The 21,586-nt window shown below is 59.5% G+C and carries 22 protein-coding genes; 17 read left to right on the top strand and 5 right to left on the bottom strand.

The genetic code is table 11. The features are described from left to right. Positions 1 to 234: 234 nt before the first annotated feature. The 6 genes from NL532_RS24685 to NL532_RS24660 all read left to right on the top strand — a co-directional run bounded on the left by NL532_RS24685 (position 235) and on the right by NL532_RS24660 (position 5,412). The gene (locus NL532_RS24685) at positions 235 to 999 is read left to right on the top strand and encodes an SDR family oxidoreductase (protein WP_023684725.1); all 765 of its coding nucleotides are present in this window, start codon (positions 235 to 237) and stop codon (positions 997 to 999) included. After that, positions 996 to 3,071, top strand: a complete 2,076-nt coding sequence (uvrC, locus tag NL532_RS24680; protein ID WP_023689090.1) for an excinuclease ABC subunit UvrC — start codon at positions 996 to 998, stop codon at positions 3,069 to 3,071. The genes NL532_RS24685 and uvrC overlap by 4 nt, the downstream gene beginning before the upstream one ends. A gap of 170 nt (positions 3,072 to 3,241) precedes the next feature. Continuing rightward, complete coding sequence (pgsA, locus tag NL532_RS24675; protein WP_023673449.1) at positions 3,242 to 3,838, top strand: CDP-diacylglycerol--glycerol-3-phosphate 3-phosphatidyltransferase; 597 nt, start codon at positions 3,242 to 3,244, stop codon at positions 3,836 to 3,838. Between the two features lies 1 nt (position 3,839). Beyond that, positions 3,840 to 4,097, top strand: coding sequence for a molybdopterin converting factor subunit 1 (gene moaD, locus NL532_RS24670; protein ID WP_023689089.1), 258 nt, complete (start codon positions 3,840 to 3,842; stop codon positions 4,095 to 4,097). Positions 4,098 to 4,101: 4 nt separating this feature from the next. Beyond that, positions 4,102 to 4,575 carry a molybdenum cofactor biosynthesis protein MoaE gene (locus NL532_RS24665; protein ID WP_023733882.1) on the top strand — a complete coding sequence of 158 codons (474 nt, stop codon included), beginning with the start codon at positions 4,102 to 4,104 and terminating at the stop codon, positions 4,573 to 4,575. 69 nt (positions 4,576 to 4,644) lie between these two features. Beyond that, the gene (locus tag NL532_RS24660) at positions 4,645 to 5,412 is read left to right on the top strand and encodes a YbaY family lipoprotein (RefSeq protein ID WP_023733883.1); all 768 of its coding nucleotides are present in this window, start codon (positions 4,645 to 4,647) and stop codon (positions 5,410 to 5,412) included. Between the two features lie 2 nt (positions 5,413 to 5,414). Here the strand turns inward: NL532_RS24660 and NL532_RS24655 are convergent, their stop codons facing one another. Further along, entirely contained in the window at positions 5,415 to 5,894 is a 480-nt protein-coding gene (locus NL532_RS24655) for a cupin domain-containing protein (protein ID WP_023733884.1), read from the bottom strand. A 64-nt stretch (positions 5,895 to 5,958) separates the two neighbouring features. Between NL532_RS24655 and NL532_RS24650 the strand changes: the two genes are divergently transcribed. Beyond that, a complete protein-coding gene (locus tag NL532_RS24650; RefSeq protein ID WP_023673444.1) occupies positions 5,959 to 6,414 on the top strand; it encodes a MarR family winged helix-turn-helix transcriptional regulator in 456 nt (151 codons plus the stop codon). Between the two features lie 86 nt (positions 6,415 to 6,500). Here NL532_RS24650 and ndk read toward each other — a convergent pair whose 3' ends face one another. Continuing rightward, on the bottom strand, positions 6,501 to 6,923 hold the full coding sequence (gene ndk / locus NL532_RS24645) for a nucleoside-diphosphate kinase (protein WP_023705335.1): 423 nt from the start codon (positions 6,921 to 6,923) through the stop codon (positions 6,501 to 6,503). 238 nt (positions 6,924 to 7,161) lie between these two features. Between ndk and NL532_RS24640 the strand changes: the two genes are divergently transcribed. After that, positions 7,162 to 7,386, top strand: coding sequence for a hypothetical protein (locus tag NL532_RS24640; protein WP_023754715.1), 225 nt, complete (start codon positions 7,162 to 7,164; stop codon positions 7,384 to 7,386). Positions 7,387 to 7,398: 12 nt separating this feature from the next. Here the strand turns inward: NL532_RS24640 and bluB are convergent, their stop codons facing one another. Next, positions 7,399 to 8,034 (bottom strand): 5,6-dimethylbenzimidazole synthase, encoded by a 636-nt coding sequence (gene bluB / locus NL532_RS24635; protein ID WP_023754714.1) that lies wholly within the window; start codon positions 8,032 to 8,034, stop codon positions 7,399 to 7,401. Positions 8,035 to 8,303: 269 nt separating this feature from the next. Between bluB and NL532_RS24630 the strand changes: the two genes are divergently transcribed. The 7 genes from NL532_RS24630 (at position 8,304) to NL532_RS24600 (ending at position 15,971) form a co-directional block, all read left to right on the top strand. Then, positions 8,304 to 8,816: a DinB family protein gene (locus NL532_RS24630; protein ID WP_023673440.1), complete on the top strand. Its 513-nt coding sequence runs from the start codon at positions 8,304 to 8,306 to the stop codon at positions 8,814 to 8,816. Positions 8,817 to 9,262: 446 nt separating this feature from the next. Beyond that, complete coding sequence (locus NL532_RS24625; protein WP_023689083.1) at positions 9,263 to 9,913, top strand: hypothetical protein; 651 nt, start codon at positions 9,263 to 9,265, stop codon at positions 9,911 to 9,913. Between the two features lie 393 nt (positions 9,914 to 10,306). Further along, positions 10,307 to 11,092: a GGDEF domain-containing protein gene (locus NL532_RS24620; protein ID WP_023754713.1), complete on the top strand. Its 786-nt coding sequence runs from the start codon at positions 10,307 to 10,309 to the stop codon at positions 11,090 to 11,092. Positions 11,093 to 11,515: 423 nt separating this feature from the next. Beyond that, positions 11,516 to 12,937 carry an MBOAT family O-acyltransferase gene (locus NL532_RS24615; RefSeq protein WP_023829022.1) on the top strand — a complete coding sequence of 474 codons (1,422 nt, stop codon included), beginning with the start codon at positions 11,516 to 11,518 and terminating at the stop codon, positions 12,935 to 12,937. After that, positions 12,937 to 14,448 carry an alginate O-acetyltransferase AlgX-related protein gene (locus NL532_RS24610; protein WP_023829021.1) on the top strand — a complete coding sequence of 504 codons (1,512 nt, stop codon included), beginning with the start codon at positions 12,937 to 12,939 and terminating at the stop codon, positions 14,446 to 14,448. Before NL532_RS24615 ends, NL532_RS24610 begins: the two co-directional genes overlap by 1 nt. 42 nt (positions 14,449 to 14,490) lie before the next feature. Then, the gene (locus tag NL532_RS24605; RefSeq protein WP_031203073.1) at positions 14,491 to 15,240 is read left to right on the top strand and encodes a class I SAM-dependent methyltransferase; all 750 of its coding nucleotides are present in this window, start codon (positions 14,491 to 14,493) and stop codon (positions 15,238 to 15,240) included. A 59-nt stretch (positions 15,241 to 15,299) separates the two neighbouring features. After that, a complete protein-coding gene (locus NL532_RS24600; RefSeq protein WP_023754709.1) occupies positions 15,300 to 15,971 on the top strand; it encodes a class I SAM-dependent methyltransferase in 672 nt (223 codons plus the stop codon). 44 nt (positions 15,972 to 16,015) lie between these two features. Here NL532_RS24600 and NL532_RS24595 read toward each other — a convergent pair whose 3' ends face one another. Further along, a complete protein-coding gene (locus tag NL532_RS24595; protein ID WP_155922482.1) occupies positions 16,016 to 19,105 on the bottom strand; it encodes a rhamnosyltransferase WsaF family glycosyltransferase in 3,090 nt (1,029 codons plus the stop codon). A 483-nt stretch (positions 19,106 to 19,588) separates the two neighbouring features. Between NL532_RS24595 and NL532_RS24590 the strand changes: the two genes are divergently transcribed. Together NL532_RS24590 and NL532_RS24585 are read left to right on the top strand one after the other, a co-directional pair. Then, complete coding sequence (locus NL532_RS24590) at positions 19,589 to 20,710, top strand: acyltransferase family protein (protein WP_081730968.1); 1,122 nt, start codon at positions 19,589 to 19,591, stop codon at positions 20,708 to 20,710. An 18-nt stretch (positions 20,711 to 20,728) separates the two neighbouring features. Next, positions 20,729 to 21,130: a sterol desaturase family protein gene (locus NL532_RS24585; RefSeq protein ID WP_196813848.1), complete on the top strand. Its 402-nt coding sequence runs from the start codon at positions 20,729 to 20,731 to the stop codon at positions 21,128 to 21,130. 33 nt (positions 21,131 to 21,163) lie between these two features. On the opposite strand, the gene NL532_RS24580 is transcribed toward NL532_RS24585, so the two are convergent. After that, positions 21,164 to 21,466, bottom strand: coding sequence for a DUF982 domain-containing protein (locus NL532_RS24580; RefSeq protein ID WP_023670262.1), 303 nt, complete (start codon positions 21,464 to 21,466; stop codon positions 21,164 to 21,166). Between the last annotated feature and the right edge of the window lie 120 nt (positions 21,467 to 21,586).

Below are 21,586 nucleotides of genomic sequence, written 5' to 3'. Positions count from 1 at the left end.
TTGCATCTTCGCAACAGCGAAATGTCAGTACGCAGGCGATGCTGCACTGCACTCGGCTTGGTGCAACGGGTTCAGCGTCCTATATTGCGGTCCTGCCGACCCGAATCCGGGGCGGTGCCGGCGGCGAAAAAGCCGTTTCGCCACATTCCTGCCCCAGGTGGAAACGGCATTTAACCCCTGGACGCGTCACAATGTGCCGCTAGCCGAATTGAGGCGCAGATTGAGGATTGACAGATGATCGAAGCCGCCGGAACGGCGCTGGTGACGGGCGGGGCGAAGCGGATCGGCAAGGCGATCGTCGAGGATCTGGCCGCGCACGGTTTTGCCGTCGCCATCCACGCCAACCGCTCGACCGCCGAGGCCGACGCGCTGGCTGCGAGCATCAGGGACGGAGGCGGCCGCGCCGGCGTGGTAGCCGCCGATCTGACCGACATGGATGCGGTTGGCGATCTCGTCGGCCGCGCCGCGGCAGCGCTCGGCCCGGTCACGCTTCTTGTCAACAATGCGTCGCTGTTCGTCGACGATAGCGTCGAGGACTTCGACTGGGCGGCATGGGACCTTCACTTCGCCATCCATGTGAAGACGCCGGCGCTGTTGGCGCAAAACTTCGCCCGCGCCTTGCCGCAAGGGCAGGAGGGGCTGATCGTCAACATCATCGACCAGCGCGTCTGGCGGCCGACGCCGCGCTATTTCTCCTATGCGCTCTCGAAGTCGGCCCTGTGGACGCAGACCGAAATGCTGGCACAGGCGCTCGGTCCGCGCATCCGCGTCAACGCCATCGGTCCCGGTCCGGCGCTGAAGAATGCGCGCCAGGACGATGATGATTTCCAAAAGCAGGTCGATGGCCTGATTCTGAAGCGCGGCCCGCAATTGGCCGAATTCGGCGCCACCATCCGCTATCTCTGGGAGGCGCGCTCGGTGACCGGCCAGATGATCGCGCTCGACGGCGGCCAGCATCTTGCATGGCAGACGCCGGATGTGACAGGCATGGTGGAATGAGTCCCGCAGACCAGAAACACAAGACGCGCGCCGGCGCCGCCGACGATATGCCGCCTGACATCGAGCTTGAGGATGAAGCGGTCGAGGAGATCGTCGAGCCCGAGGCCACCGGGCCCGATGTCGCCTTCACAGCGATAGACTGGGCGCCGCATGCCGGCGACGCCGACGGCATGGTCGGCGCGGAGGTCATCCAGACATTGGTCAAGCGGCTGCCCAATGCGCCCGGCGTCTACCGCATGATGAACGCTGCCGGCGACGTGCTTTATGTCGGCAAGGCGCGCAGCCTGAAGAAGCGGGTGACCAACTACGCGCAAGGCCGGTTCCACACCGCCCGCATCGGCCGCATGGTGCGCGAGACATCGACGATGGAGTTCGTCGTCACCCGCACCGAAATCGAAGCGCTGCTGCTCGAGGCCAATCTCATCAAGCGCTTGCGGCCGCGTTTCAATGTGCTGATGCGGGACGACAAGTCGTTCCCTTACATCCTGTTGACCGGCGATCACGTCTCGCCCGGCATCTACAAGCATCGCGGTGCGCGCTCGCGCAAGGGCGACTATTTCGGACCTTTTGCGTCGGCCGGCGCGGTCGGGCGCACCATCAATTCGCTGCAGCGCGCCTTCCTGCTCAGGAGCTGCACCAACTCCTTTTACGAAAACCGCACCCGGCCGTGCCTGCTCTACCAGATCAAGCGCTGTGCCGGTCCATGTACCGGGGAGATCTCGCATAGCGACTATGCCGAGCTGGTCAGCGAGGCGAAGGATTTTCTGTCGGGCCGCAGCCAGAAGGTGAAGACCGAAATCTCTGCCGCCATGCAGCAGGCCTCGCAGGAGCTCGATTTCGAGCGCGCCGCCATTTATCGCGACCGGTTGGCTGCACTGTCCCATGTGCAGAGCCATCAGGGCATCAACCCGGCCACGGTCGACGAGGCCGATGTCTTTGCCATCCATCAGGAGGGCGGCCAGGTCTGTATCCAGGTGTTTTTCTTCCGCACCGGCCAGAACTGGGGCAACCGCGCCTATTTCCCCAAGGCCGATCCGGCACTGGAGGGGGCGGAAGTGCTGGGCTCGTTCCTGGCGCAGTTCTATGACGACAAGCCGACGCCACGGAACATCCTTCTGTCGCGAGGCGTCCAGGATCAGGAACTGTTGGCCGAAGCGCTGTCCACCCGCGCCGGCCGTAAAGTGTCGATCTCGGTGCCGCAGCGCGGCGAGAAGAAGGATTTGACCGACAACGCGCTGCAGAATGCCCGCGAGGCGCTCGGCCGCCGCCTGGCCGAAACCTCCACGCAAGGCCGGCTGCTCGCCGGCTTTGCCGAGACCTTCGGCCTGCCGAAGCCGCCGGTGCGCATCGAGGTCTACGACAATTCGCACATTATGGGCACCAACGCCGTTGGCGCCATGGTCGTCGCCGGGCCGGAAGGGTTTGTGAAGAACCAGTACCGCAAATTCAACATCCGCTCGACCGAGATCACGCCCGGTGACGATTTCGGCATGATGCGCGAGGTGATGGAACGGCGCTTTTCGCGGCTGCTGAAGGAACATGGCGATGTCGTTCCCGACGACGCGGCAGCCGGTGGAGCAGGCGACGACATCGAGGAAGACATCTCCGGCAGCTTCCCGGCCTGGCCGGACGTCATCCTGATCGATGGCGGCCAGGGCCAGATGAGCGCGGTGCGCAAGATCCTCGCCGACCTCGGCATCGAGGATCGCGTGGCGGCCATCGGCATCGCCAAGGGCCAAGACCGCGATGCCGGCCGCGAGCGTTTTTTCGTCAGAGGCAGGGACTCGTTTTCGCTCCCCGTGCGGGATCCCGTGCTCTATTTCGTCCAGCGGCTGCGCGACGAGGTCCATCGCTTCGCCATCGGTTCGCACCGCGCGCGGCGCAAGAAGGAATTGGTCAAGAGCCCGCTCGACGAGATCGCCGGCATCGGTCCCGGCCGCAAGCGCGCGCTGCTGCTGGCCTTCGGCACTGCCAAGGCGGTCAGCCGCGCGGCAGTCGAGGATCTGGTCAAGGTCGACGGTATTTCAGAGCAGGTCGCCAAGCTCGTCTACAATCATTTCCATGAGAGCTGAGCGCCGGTGACGCCGCTGTCCCGATCAAATGGCAGCAGCCGTTCTTTTCTCGCAGGCCACTCGAATCCCGGCAATCGCGCGCTATTTTCGTCTGGCCAATCGAATCTCGCCTGTTGACCCCCTACATCCGGTTCTGATTTGAGTACGCAGGCAGAAAGAGTCCCTGAGATATGGCCAAGCGCGCGTTCAACCTGCCCAACATGCTTACCTATGCCCGCATCGTCGCGGTGCCGCTGGTGGTGCTGTGCTTTTTTCTCGAGGGGCATCTGAAATCGAGCGACTTCGCCCGCTGGTCGGCGTTGATCATCTTCCTGCTGGCTTCGATCACCGACTATCTCGACGGCTATCTGGCGCGCGCCTGGCAGCAGACGTCCAACATCGGCAAGATGCTGGATCCGATCGCCGATAAACTGCTGGTCGCCACCTGCCTGCTGCTGCTCGCCGCCGACACCGACCGCCATGCCGGCATCGCAGGCTGGTCGTTGTGGGCGGCAATCATCATCCTGTGCCGCGAAATCCTGGTTTCGGGACTGCGCGAATATTTGGCGGCATTGAAAGTCTCGGTGCCGGTGACGCAGCTCGCCAAATGGAAGACCGCCATCCAGATGGTCGCCATCGCCTTCCTGCTGGCTGGGCCTGCCGGCGACAAGATCTTCCCGCTGACCACGCAGACCGGACTGGTGCTGCTGTGGATCGCAGCCCTCGTCACGCTCTACACCGGCTACGACTATTTCCGCGCCGGCCTCAAGCACATCATGGACGAGTGAGATGTCGACCAGGCTCATCTATTTCGCCTGGGTGCGCGAACGGATCGGCAAGCCGGAAGAGGATGTCGAACTGCCCGCCGGTATCGAGACGGTGGCCGACCTCCTGCGCTGGCTGAAATCGCGTGGCGAGGAATATGAGCACGCGCTGCAATATCCTGATGTGATCCGCGTCGCCATCAACCAGGAACATGTCGAGCATCGCGAGAAGATAGCCGGCGCGCGCGAGATCGCGCTGTTTCCGCCGATGACCGGGGGCTGACACCATGTCCGGCGCGCCGACGGTGCGCATCCAGCGCGACGATTTCGACGTTGCCGCCGAGATCGCGAAACTGACCGAGGGTCGCGCCGACATCGGCGCCGTGGTGTCCTTCTCAGGACTTTGCCGCGACGAGCAGGGCCAGCTGTCGGCCCTGGAACTCGAGCACTATCCCGGCATGGCCGAGGCCGAAATCACCCGCATCGCCCGCGAGGCACTTCAGCGCTGGCCGCTGCAAGGGCTGACCGTCATCCATCGCCACGGCAAGATCGCACCGGGCGAAAACATCGTGCTGGTGGTGGCGGCGTCCTCGCACCGGCAGGCGGCGTTCGAAGCGGCCAATTTCCTGATGGATTTCCTGAAATCGCGTGCACCCTTCTGGAAGAAGGAGCACCGCGTGGACGGCACCGATGGCGGCTGGGTCGAGGCCAAGGACGCCGACGACCAGGCTGCGGCGCGCTGGAAGGCGCGGCCCGAATAAATCTCGGCGCAGCCATGTATTGACCGCATTCCCTTGGCCAAATCGCATCGGCAAAAAGGGAGCAAGGGCATGCTGGACAGGATCGCCGAATTCTTCGTCTTCGGTTTTGTGCCGCTGGTTATCGGCGTTCTGGCCGTTCCCGAGCCTTCCGTCGCCGCCGAGAAAACCCTGAAGGGCGAGGTGATGTATCGCGAGCGCATCGCGCTGCCGCCCAACGCCGTGCTGTCGATTCAACTTGCCGATGTATCGCTGGCCGATGCGCCGGCCGCCATTGTCGGCGAGCGCAAGGTAGCGCCGGCCGGCCAGGTGCCGATCAAGTTCGAGATCAGCTTCGATCCAACGGTGATCCGGCCCAACATGACCTATGCGCTACAGGCGCGCATCACCGCCGACGACAAGCTGCTGTTCGTTACGGACTCGCGCTATCAGGTCGATCCGCTCAGCGACGCGCCGCAGGCCATTGTGCTGAAAATGGTGGCGCCGAGCGACAAGCCGACCTCGGCCTCGCTGTTCGGCCAGAGCTGGCTGGTCGAGTATATCGACGGTATCGGCGTGATTTCGGAGCCGCAGGCGACGTTCCGGGTCAGCGAAGCCGGCAAGGCCGGCGGCAGCGGCCCGTGCAACGCCTATTTCGCCACCGCCAAGGTCGATGGCGAGACCATCGTCATCAGCGACATCGGCTCGACCTACAAAGCCTGCGCGCCGGAGGTGATGGCCGAGGAAAAGGCGCTGTTCGAGGCGCTCGCCAAGGCGGCGTCATACCGTGTCGATGGCGGCAAGCTGATCATCGCCGACAAGGACGGCCGTGACATTTTGCGATTTAACGCAGCGAGTTAAGATCAAGACTGCGGCGGCGGCGGGGGCGCCGGCGTCAGGCCGAACCGGCGCATCAGGTCCATCAGCCTGGTGCGGTCTGGCGGGCCGCCAGTGCTGAAGATGGCGAAGGCCTCGCGAAAATATTCCGGGCCGATCGCCGCCGGTGTCACCACGCACAGCACCTTGGCTGTCGCGGCGATGTCGTTGTCGAAGCGATGGACCGCGCCGCGCGGAATGCACAGCGCCTGGCCCGGCCCGATATCGTGCCGGTGTCCGTCGACGGTCAGCATCAGCACGCCTTCGATCCCGTACATCGTCTCTTCATAGTGATCGTGGCTGTGCGCCGGGGCGGGCAGGCGCTGCGAGCCGGCGACCGTCAGTTCGAAGGCGGCGATGCTGCCGTTCGACTGGTCGCCGGTAAGCAGGAAGCGCACGGCAAGGCCGCCATGGCTGATTGTCTCGTCGGCCGGATTGACGCTGATCTGGCTAGCTCTGTCTAGCATTTCATCCTCCCACGTGGTAAATTGAATTTACCGAAATGAGTAAACTCAATTTACCAGAGTGTCAATGCCATTATCCGCGGAAGCACCGCCAAAGAAGCCACCGCTGATCGGTGCGCTGCTGCGCGTTCCGGCCATGGCCATTCACCGCAAGCTGATCAGGGATCTCAGGGCGTCGGGTTTCGAGGACCTCAGCCCGCCGCATATGGCGGTGATCCAATATCCCGGCCCGGATGGCCTTCGGCCGAGCGCGCTCGCCGAGCGCGCCGCGATGAGCAAGCAGGCCATGAATCAACTGCTGAAGACGCTGGAAGCGATGGGTTATATCACTCGCTCGGCGGCACCCGATGAGAGCGGCGGGACCGTCGTCCACTTCACCGACCGCGGGCGCGCCGCATACCAGAAGATGGCCGACATCCTGCTCGACGTCGAACGGGAATGGGCCGAGGAACTGGGCGAGAAGCGTTTCACGGAGCTGAAAACGCTGCTCGGCGACCTCTGGGACACGCCGCTCATCCGTTGAAAGCGGCATGAAGCCGAAGCCGGGACCTGACCAAAGAAAAAGGCCGGCGAAGTGCCGGCCTCTTGCATACATTGGTTCGCGTCGGCTCAGCCGACGATCTCGGTGTCGGAGAACCAGTACTTGATCTCCTGCGCGGCGGTTTCCGGCGCGTCGGAGCCGTGCACGGAATTCTCGCCGATCGACAGCGCGTGGACCTTGCGGATGGTGCCTTCGGCGGCGTTGGCGGGGTTGGTCGCGCCCATAACTTCGCGGTTCCTGGCAATGGCGTTTTCGCCTTCCAGAACTTGCACGATGGTCGGCGCCGACGACATGAATTCCACCAGTTCGCCGAAGAACGGACGATCCTTGTGGACGGCGTAAAAGCCTTCGGCCTCGCGGCGGCTCATCCACACGCGACGTGAGGCGACGACGCGCAGGCCGGCCTCTTCCAGCATCTTGGTGATGGCGCCGGTAAGATTGCGCCGGGTCGCGTCCGGCTTGATCATGGAAAAGGTGCGTTCGAGCGCCATGGGGTCGTCCTTGTCTTGAGATGGAAAGTCTTGAGATCGGAATGTGGAGTGGCGGGCTCTATACAAGCCGCCCGGCCCATTGCCAAGGGGAGGCGCCCCGGCAGCGTTATTCGACCGCGACCGCCCGCATGGCCGTTCGCAACGCTGTGGTCAAAGGCAAGGCTTTGCGGGAAAATGGCGATTGCGCAGGCACGCACGGTTTCGAAGGGAAACCAGCGGAATGGAAAGACATCGGACCATGTTTGACGGGACGCGCTGGCCCTACCACCACCTCAGGCCGGGCGACATAAAAGGGAGCCTATTGATTATCGGCATTTTTGCTGCCGTGGGCCTTGTTATGCTGCTCTTTCCGGGACTCCGCACAGATACGAACTTCGGCTTCGGCCCCGAATGGCAATGCACGCTGATGCCGAAGGGCGACCCGATCTGCGTCAAGCTGGTCGGCAAAGAGGGCGCGAAGTGACTGTCAGTATCACTACCGCCTGATAACAACGGGCGGCCGCCGGCGCTCCCAGCCCTCGCGCTCCAGCGTCGGCATCTCATGCTCCTCGCTGGGATAGCCGAGGCAGAAATAGCCGATCAGCGTCCACTCAGGCGGGGTGTCCAGGATTGCGGCCATCTCGGCGGCGTCGAGGATCGACACCCAGCCCATGCCGATGCCTTCCGCCCGCGCCGCCAGCCACAGTGTGTGCACCGCCATGACGGCCGAATAGTCGATGGTCGCCGGCATGGTCATGCGGCCGAGCCCGTGGCCCTGTTGCGTCGTGCGGTCGGCGAAAACCGCGAACTGGCAGGGCGCTTCATTGAGACCGGCGAGCTTCAGCCGGGCATAGAGAGCGGCGCGCTCGCCCGAAAAGCATGCCAGCGCCTCGGCATTGCAGCACTCGAAACAGTCTCTCACCGCGCCCCGCCGCTCGGCGCTCTCGACCACCACGAAGCGCCACGGCTGGCTGAGACCGACGGACGGCGCGACGCTGGCAAGCTCCAGCAGCCGCTCCAGCGTATCCTCGGGCAAAGCCGTCCGCTCGAAGCGCCGCACATCCCGGCGCCAGCGCAGCAGCGTGACCAGCCCGGCGCGAAAATCATCGGTGAAATCGGGGGGTGGTGGCATGGCGATCAGGAGACTTGTGTGGGGAATAGGCAGTAGGCAGTAGGCAGCAGGCAGCAGGCAGTAGGCAGTAGGCAGTACAGCGCTCAGACCCTATTGCCTACTGCCTATTCCCTAAGCTGCTGCCGCCGCCTCCTTCCAGCAATGCCGGTTGAGCGGACGGGTCGCGTCGTGTCCGACGAGTTCATAGAACAGAATGGTCATTGGCGGCTGCGTCCTCGCGGTCTAATTAGGCGCCTGCGGCTGAAGCGGAACTCGTCGGCGGGAAAAAGATGAAACAGCATTTCATGATGTTCGCGGCCTACAATCAATGGGCCAATGGCCGCATCTACGATGCCGTCGCCGCACTTGACGAAGAAGAGTTCAACCGCGATGTCGGCGCATTTTTCGGCTCGATGATGGGCACGCTCAACCATCTGCTGGCCACCGACCGCATCTGGATGAAACGCTTCACCGGCGAGGGCGACGCGCCGGCAAAGCTCGACGCCATCCTGCACCGCGCATTGCCTGGTCTAAAGCTGGCGCGTGAGGCCGAGGACAGGCGGATCGTCGACTGGGTCGGCGGTTTGACCGAAAAGGCTTTGTCCGGCCGCTTCTCCTACATGACCGTTTCCGACATGCGCACCGTCTCGCAGCGGCTGGCGCCGGCGCTGGGACACGTCTTCAACCACCAGACCCATCACCGCGGCCAGGCGCATACCATCCTGACCATTCTCGGCCGGCCTTCGGTGCAGCTCGACCTGGCGTTTTTCCAACGCACCGACGAAGGCCGCGCCTACGCCTGATCTCCTGACCGCGCTTCCCGTTTAAACGCACGGGAGCGTTAACCGGTGCATTTGCGCGGCCGTCGATGCCCGGCACCAGCTCTGGATCCAAGCCGGGTTTGAGGACCCTGTCGGCACAACGCTGCCCGGTGACTGGGCCAGATGGCTGGGCTGTCAGTGGCCCGCCTTTTGTGGGCCTTCGGCTCCAGGCCGCCGCAGCCACAACCCGCTCCAACTCCGGTGGAATTTCTGTCGAGAGAATTAAACAAAGTTTAAATATTGAAGCAAAAACATATTTTTTTTTAGCAGACCAGTGCACGCCTTGAGAACTACAATCCTTATTCTTGGAAAAAATAAAGAAACTATAAGGAAGACTCGTGCGTAGCTGTGAGTGCATAAGCATATGTCTGCTTTGGTTTGCTGGCATGTTGCAATGCACAAAGCAGAACGGCAACAAGGAGAGTGTCATGGTTAATATCACTCAAAAAATCGCTAGAACACTGGCGGCGGGTGCAATTATCGTCATTTTTGCCGCTCCCGCGAATGCAGGCGGCGGAATTGGCGTCGGTGTCGGCGCATCTATCGGCGGTGCTGGCGGCATCAATGCCGGTGTTGGCGCTTCGATCGGCGGCAGCGGCGGGGTCAAGGCCGGTGCCGGCGCCTCGGTTGGCGGCAGCGGCGGTATCAAGGCGGGTGCTGGCGCAACGGTCGGCGGCAATAGCGGCGTTACAGCAGGCCTCGGCGCCTCAGTCGGCGGTAGCAGCGGCATTAAGGCTGGCGCTGGCGCGACGGTCGGCGGAGCCGGTGGCATCAATGCCGGTGTTGGGGCCACGGTCGGCGGCAGCGGAGGTATCAATGCCGGTGTCGGCGTCAACGTCGGCAGCGGCATCAACGTCGGTGTCGGCGTCGGCATTGGCGGAACGCCGGGCACGCCCGGTACCCCCGGCACTCCAGGAACTCCTGGAACACCAGGCACCCCTGGGACACCCGGTATCGTCGCTAGCATGTCGAACAGCCAGCTGACACGTATGAAGAAGCGCTGCGTCGATGTGCTCGCCAGCGAGGGCACCTACGACAGCGATCTGCGGCAGCTATGCCTTATGATCTCGCGTCGCTGAGACAGGTTTCGCCGGGAGTGTCGAGCCAGCCGTGAGGCTTTACGGCACTCTCCTACCGCATGGCCCAGACTTCCCGAGGGACATGCGCTGACGAGAAGCCTCCGGCCAGTCGGAAAGCCCGCCGCGCAAGTGGCGGGCTTTTTGTCGCCACTCACAAGGCAACCGATCGCGCCTTTCGATTGCCGGAGTTTTTTATCGTTTAACGGAAACGGTGAAACGCGCTATCCCTTTGTCTTGGTAATTCTCAGGGAAAGCGCCCACGCGCTTCTCCCGGGAAAGCTGCTCACACTTTCCTGGAATTGTTCTGGTTAACCACATTCGAATTGCAGGTAAGATTTTAGGGTTTCATTTGTGTTCCCGCTGCAAAATGGCGAACACAGTGGGAGAAATGGCATGCGGGTCGATCTGTCGCCCACCAGCTGGGGCAGGGTCATAGCAGTCACGGTTGTCGGCACGGCGATCTGTATCGCGGCGGCCTTCCTTGTCGATTCCTACAATTTTCCGTCGCTGTCGCCCGAAGCATTGCGCTGGGCGCAGCTCACCGACCTGCTACTGCCGCTTGTGCTGGGTGGATCGTTCTTCTCTTTCCTGATGTACAAGATGCGCCAGCTGGCGATCGCCCAGAAGAATCTGAGCATTGTCGCGGCAACTGACAGCCTGACCGCGGTGTTCAACCGCGGCGCGTTTTCAATGCTGGTCGAGGCCTATCTCGAACAGGCGCGCAGCCAGGCCGTCGTCGATGCCGGCGCCCTGCTGATCGTCGACGCCGATCATTTCAAGACCATCAACGATCGATTGGGCCACGATTGCGGCGATCAGGCCCTCAAGCTGATCGCGCAGACGATCAAGGCCCAGCTGCGCGGCGCCGACATCGTCGGACGCATCGGCGGCGAGGAGTTCGCCATCTTCCTGCCCGGCGCCGACCCGTCGCAGTCTTGGCTGGTTGCCGAGGGGATCCGGCGGCGCATCCGCGAGGTCGAGTTTGCCCCGGATGGGCGGCCCTGTCCGCTCTCGGTAAGCATAGGCGGCGTCGCCTTCAGCGGACCCACCACCTATGCCGACATGTTCCTGACGGCCGACCGGCACCTCTACAAGGCCAAGTCCAACGGCCGCGACCAGGTCAGTTTCGAAACGACCGGGCCGCGCGGCCTGCTCGCCGGTGATCCGACGTTGCATTGAGGGCTGGGACCGGTGCGCCGACAGCTCGGCGTAGCGCCTTAGGGCAATTCCAAGAAAAGTGTGTGTTCCCAGGAAAGCGCTTAGCGCTTTCTTTCGGAATTGCGTCAGAACAAGAGATAGAGTGTTTCGCCGTTTCCCTAAACGATGAAACGCTCTAGCGGCTTGGGCGCGTTATCAACAACCTGTGCATAGAGATAAGCATTTACAGATCAGGCGAGGCGTCTACTATCTGAAGCAGGGGATGATTCAGAGAGAATTACCGAACGCTTATACCTTTTTGTCGATATTTTCGCTGTTGGGACTTGTTTTTGTGTTCTGGCCATCCATGCGCGTTATATTCGATATAGATGGTGAGGTCTTAGGTGGCAAATTTGGCTCTTAGAGCTGAGGTGGTCACCGAGCGTGGGCGTGGTTGGAGGCAGGATGGTATTTTCGGCAAGTAATTTTCTTTTCTTCTTCCTGCCTATCGCACTTGCCATAGCTCTTTTTGCCAAGCCCTCTGCCTTTCGGCCAAGCCTGCTCGTTCTGAGCCTAGCATTCTACTACTGGTCGTCAGGGTCCTATGTAATCATACTCATCGCGGATGTAGTCTTCGCCTATTTCGGCGCGCTGGCTGTCGACCTTTGCAAAAGCGCGAGATTGAGAAATGCAGTTGTCGGGGCGGCAATCGTGCTGCTGGTCGGCATTCTCGTGTTCTTCAAATATCTCGATTTCATAGCGGTGAACCTTGACCTCACTTCAGGCAGCAATCTGTCGGCGACATTCGCCGGCATAATCCTCCCGATCGGCATATCCTTTTTTACCTTTCAGGCATTGTCTTACCTGATCGACGTCTACCGTCGTGAAATTCCTGCAGAGCGCAATGTCGTGCTCTTCAGTACGTACTTCACATTTTTTCCGCACCTGATTGCCGGCCCGATTGTGCGGTTCCGGGACGTCGTGGATGATTTTCGAGCGCCGAGAATATCTCTCGAGAACTTCTCCACTGGGGCCACCCGCTTCGCACACGGCCTCATGAAAAAGGTGATCATAGCCGATGGTATTGCGCCGATCCCCGATGCCATTTTCGCCGCACCCCACGACACCATAGGTTTTGCCACGGCATGGCTGGCGGCCGCGACCTACGGCATCCAGTTGTATTTCGACTTCTCCGGCTATTCCGACATGGCCATCGGGCTTGCCCGCATGTTCGGCATCCGCTTTGCGGAAAATTTTGAGAGACCCTACGCCAGCCGTTCGATCACCGAATTCTGGCGACGCTGGCACATCTCGCTTTCAAGCTGGTTTCGCGACTATCTCTACATCCCGCTGGGGGGAAGCCGGCATGGCAGGATCGCGACCTATCGAAACCTGTTGATCGTCTTCGCGGTAACCGGCCTCTGGCATGGCGCCTCCTGGACGTTTTTCTGCTGGGGTATGTTCCACGGGCTTTTCATCCTGGTCGAGCGCGTGGCCACCGGCACCTGGCCGAAAGTGCTGGAGAAGGGGTGGCTGCGATATGCCTATTTCCTGCCGGTCGTGACGCTGAGCTGGCCGCTGTTCCGCGCGACGTCGCTTGAACAGGCAATGTCTTTGTGGAAGGCGATGGCTTCGCCCGTCGCCGCTGGTGCATTCAGCCTCGATGCGGCTGCGCCGATAGCCACGACCAGCCTGATCGCCCTTGTGGCCGGTGCGGCAATTTACGTTTTGCCCGGCCGGCTTTCGTTCGGCCAGTTGCTGACAAGCGAGACCAGAGGCGATAAGCTGTATGTCGCCGGCGCCTGCTACACGGTTGTTGCCCTGATGGTATGTCAGGTGTTGGCGCTGAGCGGTGGCTACACTCCGTTCCTGTATTTCCAATTCTGATGAAAACAGCCAAAAAAATATGCAGCGCAATAGTCACCGCAGCCTTCGTGGTCATCATCGCGTCGCCGCTGTTGGTGCTGGCTGTTCGCGGCGCCGTTGAACCTTATGGCCGAATACCGTTCACCGCATTTCCGCCGGTAGAAGCTCTGTCCACCAGTTCGAGCGGTGCGTTCGATCAACTGGCTTCAGCTCTTCTTGAACGCTCGCAACTGAAGAAAACGGCCATTACCGTTCGAAACACCGCCTTGCTGAGAATTGTGCGCCAGTATGACCATAACAATGTAGCCAGCGGAAAGGACGGCTGGCTGTTCTGGAAGGACGACTGGTTCGGGGGGGAATGTCAAAAGCAATATGATGTGGAAATGGCCGTGTCCCGCATTGGCGCCATGCTTGATGTCGCCAAGGCCTCGGGAATTGATATGTATTTTGCAATAGCGCCCGATAAATCCACACTTTATCCGGAATTTCTGGACCCTCATTTCAAAAAGATCTGGGGCTGCAAACAGCAAAGTGCCGAACTTTTGCGATCGGCGATTAGGGTCGAGGCGCCCCAGATCGTCGATCACCTTACCGCGCTGCGGAGCGAAAAGGGCAATCCCGCCGGCAACATTCTGTATGGCAAGGCGGACACCCACTGGACCAACTTTGGTGCGGCCATAGCCTTCCGCCAATTGCTCGCGGCGATGTTTCGGGACACCAGGGCGATGTCGCCACCTGCACTAACCGGAAAATTGGCCCAGCCTCCAGCCGATATGGAAACGACAATGCTGCTGGTTGGCAATGGCTACCCGGAAAGCGAGATCGACATTCCTGCGGAAAAAAAGGCACTGGCTTCAGTCGCAGAATTCGACCAGGCGAAGTCCACCCTCGTTTTGCACGATTCGTTCTACAATAAAGTAATCGGGTTGACGGACCCGTTCCGGCACGGCGCCGAATTGAATTTCGATGCCGATCCCCAAGAGATCACCAAAGCGGTGCAGGCCAGCGACCGCTTGGTGGTAAGCCGCGTCGAGCGAGCGGTCGTCAATTCTGTGTTGAACTTTCCTCTTTCTTGGCCGAACACGCTGGGCAAGGCCCTCGTCGCACGTGATGAACTGGCGGCCAGGGAATGCAGGGATTTTGCACCCGCATCCGGTTCGCCGAGGCTCCAAGCTATGGCTGCGGACGCAAACGGTTATCTCACCACCGCCCCCGATCCCCAAATGGTCGCCACCGTGCCCGTCTCTGGCGGCGTTGGAAAGATCCCCTGCATACGACTGCGGTTGACATTGAAAGTCCCCGATACATTCGAAATCTTTTTTTCACCCCACTCCGGCCAGGACGGAGCTTTTGTGGCTGGTCGCTCGATTCAAGTGCCGCTCGACGTTGGCGACCACACGATTGCGCTGGTTCTTCCCGACTATCTGGCTGGGCGTTCCATTCGTATCGACCCAGGCGATTCCGGCCAGCAAACGACCCTCAGGGATGTAGAGTTTGGCTGGCGCGCCGCTCATGATGAGGCGGCCAAATGAAGCCAGCAAACACTCGTGAAACAGAATAGCGGAAAGGGTGACATGGCAACCTTAGCTGTTGGAGAATTCGAAGCGACGGCGAAGCGATTTGCGGAGGCCTATGGGGTAAGCCCAGCGCTTCACTCCGAAGATCTGATGTTGGCGCATTTCCTGAAATTGAACGCCGAAACCGGTCTGCAATTCTACTTCAAGGGCGGCCTGGCTGACGCGGAACAACTGATGCGGACAATCGGGAGCCTCGGCGCCGATTCGAGCAATCCGAGGGTTCTCGAATTCGCCGCCGGCTATGGGCGGGTCACCCGCCATCTACGGAAATTATGCGACCTGACGGTCAGTGATATCCATCCTGAAGCGGTGGAGTTCGTGAGAAAACATTTCGGATGCCCGGCCTTCCTGTCGTCGAAAGATCCTGAGCACCTCGATATCCCCGGACAGTTCGATGTCATCGCCGTAATTTCGCTTTTTTCCCATCTTCCGGATCGCACTTTTGGCAGATGGCTTTCGGCGCTCTACTCGCTGCTGGCGCCAGGCGGTTATCTGATCTTCACGACCATCGGCGAATCCGCCCGCGCCATCAATCCGCATATCCCGACACCTGGCCCTGATGGCATCGCATTCGAGGCTGAATCGGAACAAATTGACCTTGACAAGCAGGATTACGGCAGTTCGACCGTTCATCCGCAATATGTCGGCTTTCAGATCGGCCGGCTGCCGGGATCGCGGTTGATATCCTACGAAGCCGGCGCATGGTGGAAATACCAGGACCAATACATCGTGCAAAAATCCGCCTAGAGGCAACGACGACTGGAAGTTGCTTTTGTCGCTCAATCCAAAAACAAAGACGAAGAGCCATGGCTGAATATCATTTTGTTGAGAACTATGAGCGCCACGTTGCCGATCTTCTGGCGAAATACCCGCTTGACGAGGCGATGAGCCTCGCTGTTGGAGGCAACTACGAAGGCATCGGCAAGATTGCCGCGGATGTTCTGGCCTATGCCGGCATTCGAGATGGAGATGCCGTGTTCGACTTTGGCTGTGGCAGCGGAAGAGTGGCTCACGCCCTGGCCAAGAGGGTTAATATCAGCCGCTATCTGGGAACCGATATCGTCCAATCCATGCTCGACTACGCGAAAACCAAAACACCCAAGCACTTCGAATATAGACTGCACCGGCAATTGAGCTTTCCGTGCGGCGATGGTGAATTTGACGTGGTGTACGCCTTCAGCGTTTTCACGCATCTATTGCAGACAGAATGCTATACGTATCTTTTGGAAGTATCCCGCGCGCTGAAGCCGGGTGGCACGGCGGTCATATCGTTTCTTGAACTGGCTGAGCCCACTCAATGGCCGGTCTTTGAAGGATCGCTGGGGGTGTACTACCTCAACACATTCATCGAGCGTAACCAGTGGGAAGTGTGGGCCGGACACGCCAACCTGTCGATCAAGGAGTTCGTCGATGGCCCGAAAGCGCCATGGGGTGGAGCTTCTCTTGGGCAATCGGTCATGATCATGAAAAAACCTTGACGGGCCGGTCGCGCCCTAACAAGATTTTGTTCTTCAAACCCTTACTACCCGCGGGCCGAGCCCGCGGCTAGGCGACGCGCTTTAAACGCCGGCGCCCGAATGCTGTGCGTCCCTTTTCGAGGCGAATGGATCGCGACGGGAAGGATCGGCGCATCAGACAGAAAGTCGACGATCTTTTTCATCGTCGCCTGGGAGAAGGCGTCGTTCCAGTCGGTCGGCCAATCGAAGCGCGAGCCTTGCAGCCGCTTATCGTATTGATCGACGCGCGAGATGGCGTCCTTGAGCCCGGCGACAACGCCCTCCAGCGTCGGCTCCACAGCGATCAGGTTGGTCGAGATATCCCGCAGGCTCTTAGCCGTCTTGTTCTCGAACGTGTTGGTCACGGTCCACATACCGGCCGAAGCCATTTCCAGCGGCACCAGGCTGGGATGCGGCGTCAGCATCAGCGAGAGGCCGACATCATGGTGCGGTAGCCGTTCGGTATAGGTCTGCAAATCGGTCTTCGGCAGCATCTCCATGACCACATTTTTCGCCAGCCTGATCTTGCTGGCGCCGCCGATCGAGCCCATCCCGTAGCACTTCCACTTGTCTGCGTCGAAACCCGGGGAACGGGCCAGCTCGGCAAGCGCCATTATGCCGAGTTCGAACATATTGCGCGCGGCATGTGCTTCCGGGCGGGCGTAGAAAAGAATCCGCCGCTCGCGATCGCGCATGTCGTCTATCGACGGTTTGAATTTTTGGATGGCGTTGCGGAACACAGCGTGGTTTTCCTTCGCACCCGGTTGCGAGAACACGCCGATCTTGTTCAGCTTGAAAAAGTCGCGCAGCAAGGGTGTCGAGAAAAGCTGGAACTGCGGGAAGCGGTAGGATTGCTGGAACAGTGCGGCAATCGTGTTCATGGGTAGGAAATAGGGTTCATATTCCTGGACCATGAACATGAAACGGTCCTGTCCCAGTTTCCGGCTGGCGTGGTGCGCGACATGGGCCGCCCAGCCATTGGTGGCAATGAAGCGATCATTGGGATTAACGAACAATTCGTCATCGCGATCATACCGATGTTCGATTTCGATCTCGTCAAACAATTGTTCGACGCCGGGATAACCTTTGATGCGCTCGCGAGCGAGCGCCATGTCCAGTTCCGTATGTTCCAACGTCACGATCCGGACGAGAAAACCTTCCCGACGCAGGCGCAGCGCCAGGCTGAACATGCCGATATAGCCTCCGAAAATATATTTGAAATCGATCGTTGCCAGGAGGATGTTGACGCGCTTTGGCTCGCGCTTCGACACCCGCAGCGTCAACGGCTGGATATTGTGAATAATCCAGCTGGCATTTGTATCCGCGACGCTCGGTATCCCTCCGGAGGCCGCAGCTTTTGGCAGAGCGTCGGATCCCGTGGCGATCTTGCGGACATACTGCAAATATTTGGCTTTCTTCAACCGATAGGCAAGATTTCTTGCCCTGACACCTAAGGCCGCGTTCATCATCTGTCCTTCGACGTTCAATGTCGAACGGCGCCGTAGCGCGGCTGAAAACCTCAGAAGGATCACTTCGGCCAAGCTGGTGGTCAGGCGCGACATGCGGTTGACTATCTTGCCCAGCCTTCCCGGCATCCCGGGGTTTCGCAACCGAAGCGTCTCGGCGAATATGGCCTTTTCCAGCGTCCCCACAAAATCTCTGCGTGCCTGGTGCAGCAAAGCTCGACCTGCCTCAACCAAGGCACGCTTGTTTCCGACGCCTTTCAGGAGAAACCCTATTGAATGGGAAACGCCGGCGTAGGGCACGACGACTTGCCCCACCACGTTGGCTCCATGCTGATGATAATCGTACAGAGGCTCGTGGGTGTAGGAAATCCCGCCCGCAACCTGGGCAGTAAGTGCAATCCACTGATCGTGGTAGGCATCCACCAGCCTTTGCGGAAACGGCAGTATCCGGTCGAGAATGTCGCTGCGAAATAGGCTGGCGGCGCCACTCACGCTATTGCCGAGGAATAGCGAAAGAAAATCCGTATATTCGTTTTTGCGATGGCTCCAATACGTGTCGGAGACGACCTCATCGGCGGCCACGATACGACAGTCGCTGAATGCGAGTTTCTTGTTCTCCGGCAAAGCCTGGACGAGCTTGGTTAGTTTGTCCGCACGCCAACGATCATCCTGATCTGCCAGCGCGACGAACTCTGCACCGACCGGTACCAGCGAAAGGCACTCTTCGAAATTCTTGTAGAAACCCTTCCGTTCCCTGTTTCTAACGTAAATAAATCGTTTATCATTCTCTACCAAATCAAGAATATCGCGACGGGAAGAGGAATTTGAGCTGTCATCAGTGATGATGCAGATCCAGTTCTTGTGGTCTTGACCGATGATTGACGCGATCTGTTGCTCCAGAAGTTCCTGTGGCGGATTGTATGCCGCCATGCAGATGGCAATCTTGGGACCAGTGGCCGGCCATTTCACCTTCACCGGTCGCCGGTTGGTCCCAGGTTGGAGCCTGAAGGCGGCAAGAGACTGCTCGATCATGTCTCCGGATTTAAGCTCGGCAAGAAGTCGCAGTTCGCGGGTCTCCGGTTCCGCAATCTCCTCGATCGGCAATATGGTGGTGAATTCGGAGAACAGGCTGCCGCCAGTTGAATCCTGCGCGGGATAGAAGCAGTGCACGACATCGGGCCGAGCCCAGGAATGGTTCTTGATTTCATGCTGCCTGGTTCCGTCCAGGACATAGAGCCGTCTGATCGCGTTGCCGGGACAGAAAGCCCAGCCCTGCAGGTACAGCGCAAGCCCCTTGCCGACGTGAAATGAGCGGCTCGAAGGAACGTCGAGTGCGCACATAAGCTTGGGAAGCTGGCTTGCTTTCTCTTTTGTGAGCGTTTCGTCAATCAGCGCTTTGGAAGATGGTGCATTGACCTTCTCGACGGCGGGATTTTTGCGGAAGTCAAAAAACTGCTGGATACCGAATTGTCCAACCGTCGCGAACAGAGCGCCAATGTTGGGTTTATTCCACCGGTGACTCGGCCTGTTCGACAATACATCTCGTGTATTCACCAAGATTTCACCCATCTGTATGCTGATATTATTTCTTAACTTAGCCCCGTGACATGCTTTTTGCAAAAAATAGCGCATCACTTCCCACTCTGCCAAGTAGGTTAGCCGTCAGAGCTTCATTCCACAATATGCATTCAAAGTTATCGGCATGTTTTGTTTCCTACTTTTAGTAGAACCGCGATATCATCTTAGAAATATAAGAATCTTACAGATATCGTGTCATGCTTATAGAAAAATCATATTTTACGATTGCAGGGCGAGATGTCGAATCTGCTCATTGATTCCAATTCATCACGAAATTTCGCCTGCTAACCTAAAAATATCGTTTTTTGCGGAAGTAGCCGTGCGGAGCAGCTAAGTGCCACGGCACCTTGCTTTGCCGGTCGGCCGGCCCGAATGCCAGGAACAGTTCGTGGCTCTCGCACTGTCTAAACTCGCGGAAACAGTTAGCTTCCGGGCTTTTGACATCAGCCTGTGGAGCGATGAAAGGAGTGAATCGACAATCTTAAGAGAGATGATAGGTTAATCAAGAAATGCCCGCAATATGCCAAAGAAAATATCGTTTTTTCTGGGTGAGATATGAATCTTCGCTCGAAATCACTTTCAATACAAGCGTTAAGAGGGATCGCTGCAACTTTAGTTGTTTTTTTGCATATTTGTACGGTCTCATCATTTGGCAAGAACCAATGGGGAGCTACGGCCTACAACTTTTTCTTGCATTTCGGAGCGTTCGGGGTCGACATTTTTTTCGTCGTCAGTGGCGTAATCATCGCAGGTCTCCTGCAGCAGCAGAACGCGGGTCACCCTTTTTATTCCCTGCAATTCCTTATGCGGCGCTTTGTCAGGATCTATCCGATCTATTGGCTTTCCCTCGGCGCGACAATCGTCGTGCTGCTCAGCAGCGGGGGTCTCTATCCCGTCGATTTTTCACAATTGACGCCGAAAACCCTCGGCTTGGTGACGACGAATTTTCTGCATCCGGTCAGTTGGACGCTTTGCTTCGAAATTCAATTTTACCTTGTCGCGGGTTTGGCCATGCTGTTCGGTCGAAGGTCGGGAGCGGTGATCGCTGTCTGGGGCGTAGCCCATATTGTGGCTGTGACTGCAGCAGAGCGCGGCTGGGGTCATGGATTGTATTTTGCCGCCCCTATCACAGTGGAGTTCCTGCCGGGATTGCTGATCGGTTATGTCGCGAGCCGCCGATCGCTGCCATTTCCGAGAGTCTGCATAGTTCTGGGCTGTGTCATTGTGGCTGTAGCCGGTTATTACGCTGGGCCGATGCTCGGGACCACGACCGGCCTGCTTCGCCTCGCCATCTATGGAACGGCTGCGTCGCTGATCGTATGGGGCGCGCTGTCATTGGAGGGCGCCGGCTCGCGCCCAGCCAAGTGGGTCACATTTCTGGGCGATATTTCATACTCGACCTATATGTGGCATTGGCCGACCATGATCGCAGTGTCGCTGTTGTTCGGTGCCTGGTTGAGCCATTCAGCGGGTGTCCTCTCCTACATCGTTACCACAGGCGTTTGTGTCCTGATGGTAAGCTGGGCAAGCTATCGATGGATCGAGCGCCCGTCCACGCGGTGGGCAGGCGGGCTGTTCAAAAGGCCGCCGCGATCCGGGCAGATGGCGGCAAGCTCTCCAGTCGCCGCAGTGCCGCTGCCTGCGCTGTCGGAACGGTTGGCGATTCGCCAAACCTGAGACTTGGTTTGGCCAGGCATGCGGCCCCTGCCGGCAAATGGCAGCAATCCGTGGCCAGCCGCGATTCGTTCATCCCTTGGCATTAATCTCTGGCGAGCCGATCTTCGGCCGCAACGGCCTTTGAAATGGCTGCTGGCGTCACCGCGATTTCATCACTGGCATCGTGCCAATGAGCGCGAAGCCTGGGACAAGAATTTCGCCGGGCAGCTGCCCTTTGCTCGACATGCTGGGAGGCACATTGTTCATGCCCGACAGGATGCCGCAGAATACGGCACCGATGACCCGGTTCCCTCGCTCTATCATCGGCAGCTTGCCTATCCCTTTGTCGGCGATCAACTCTTTGTCGGCAACACCGAACAGACCGCCCCGTCGGCAAGGCTGGCACAGGCCTCGCCGACGTCTGCCGGCAAGTCCGAGTGATCTTTTTGCTGGGCAGGCCCGGTCCCGGCCGTCTCAGACGGCGTAGCCGCCATAACCATGTGCGACCGGCTTGACCGAGACGGCCGGCTGGACCGCGGGCCAGAGGATGCCTGCCGTGACTGCAAAGGTGATCAGGGCATCGCGTGCGGCCTCGGTCGAGATTTCGCCGGCGCGCGCCGCCTCGCAAGCCCTCACGGCCGCGCCATAGCTCAGGCGCCGGCGTGACGGCGGAAATTCGGTCAGGAAATCATGCATCTCGAACAGCGAGGCGAGCATGCGTTTGTGGCCGGCGCCAACGCTAACGGCAACCGGGGTGAAGAACATCGCGTCGTGCATTCTGGCCTCTCTGGATGGGCGGAAGGGCGGCGGCCGCCGCCCTCCGATCGCGGGTTGGACGCCAGAAAACGCGGCTGGCGGCCCGAGGTTCCCTGAGAGATGCCATGACAGGACGATTTG

This window comes from Mesorhizobium sp. C120A, assembly GCF_030323105.1.
GTDB lineage: Bacteria > Pseudomonadota > Alphaproteobacteria > Rhizobiales > Rhizobiaceae > Mesorhizobium.
This window is presented reverse-complemented; position numbering and strand designations above follow the sequence as displayed.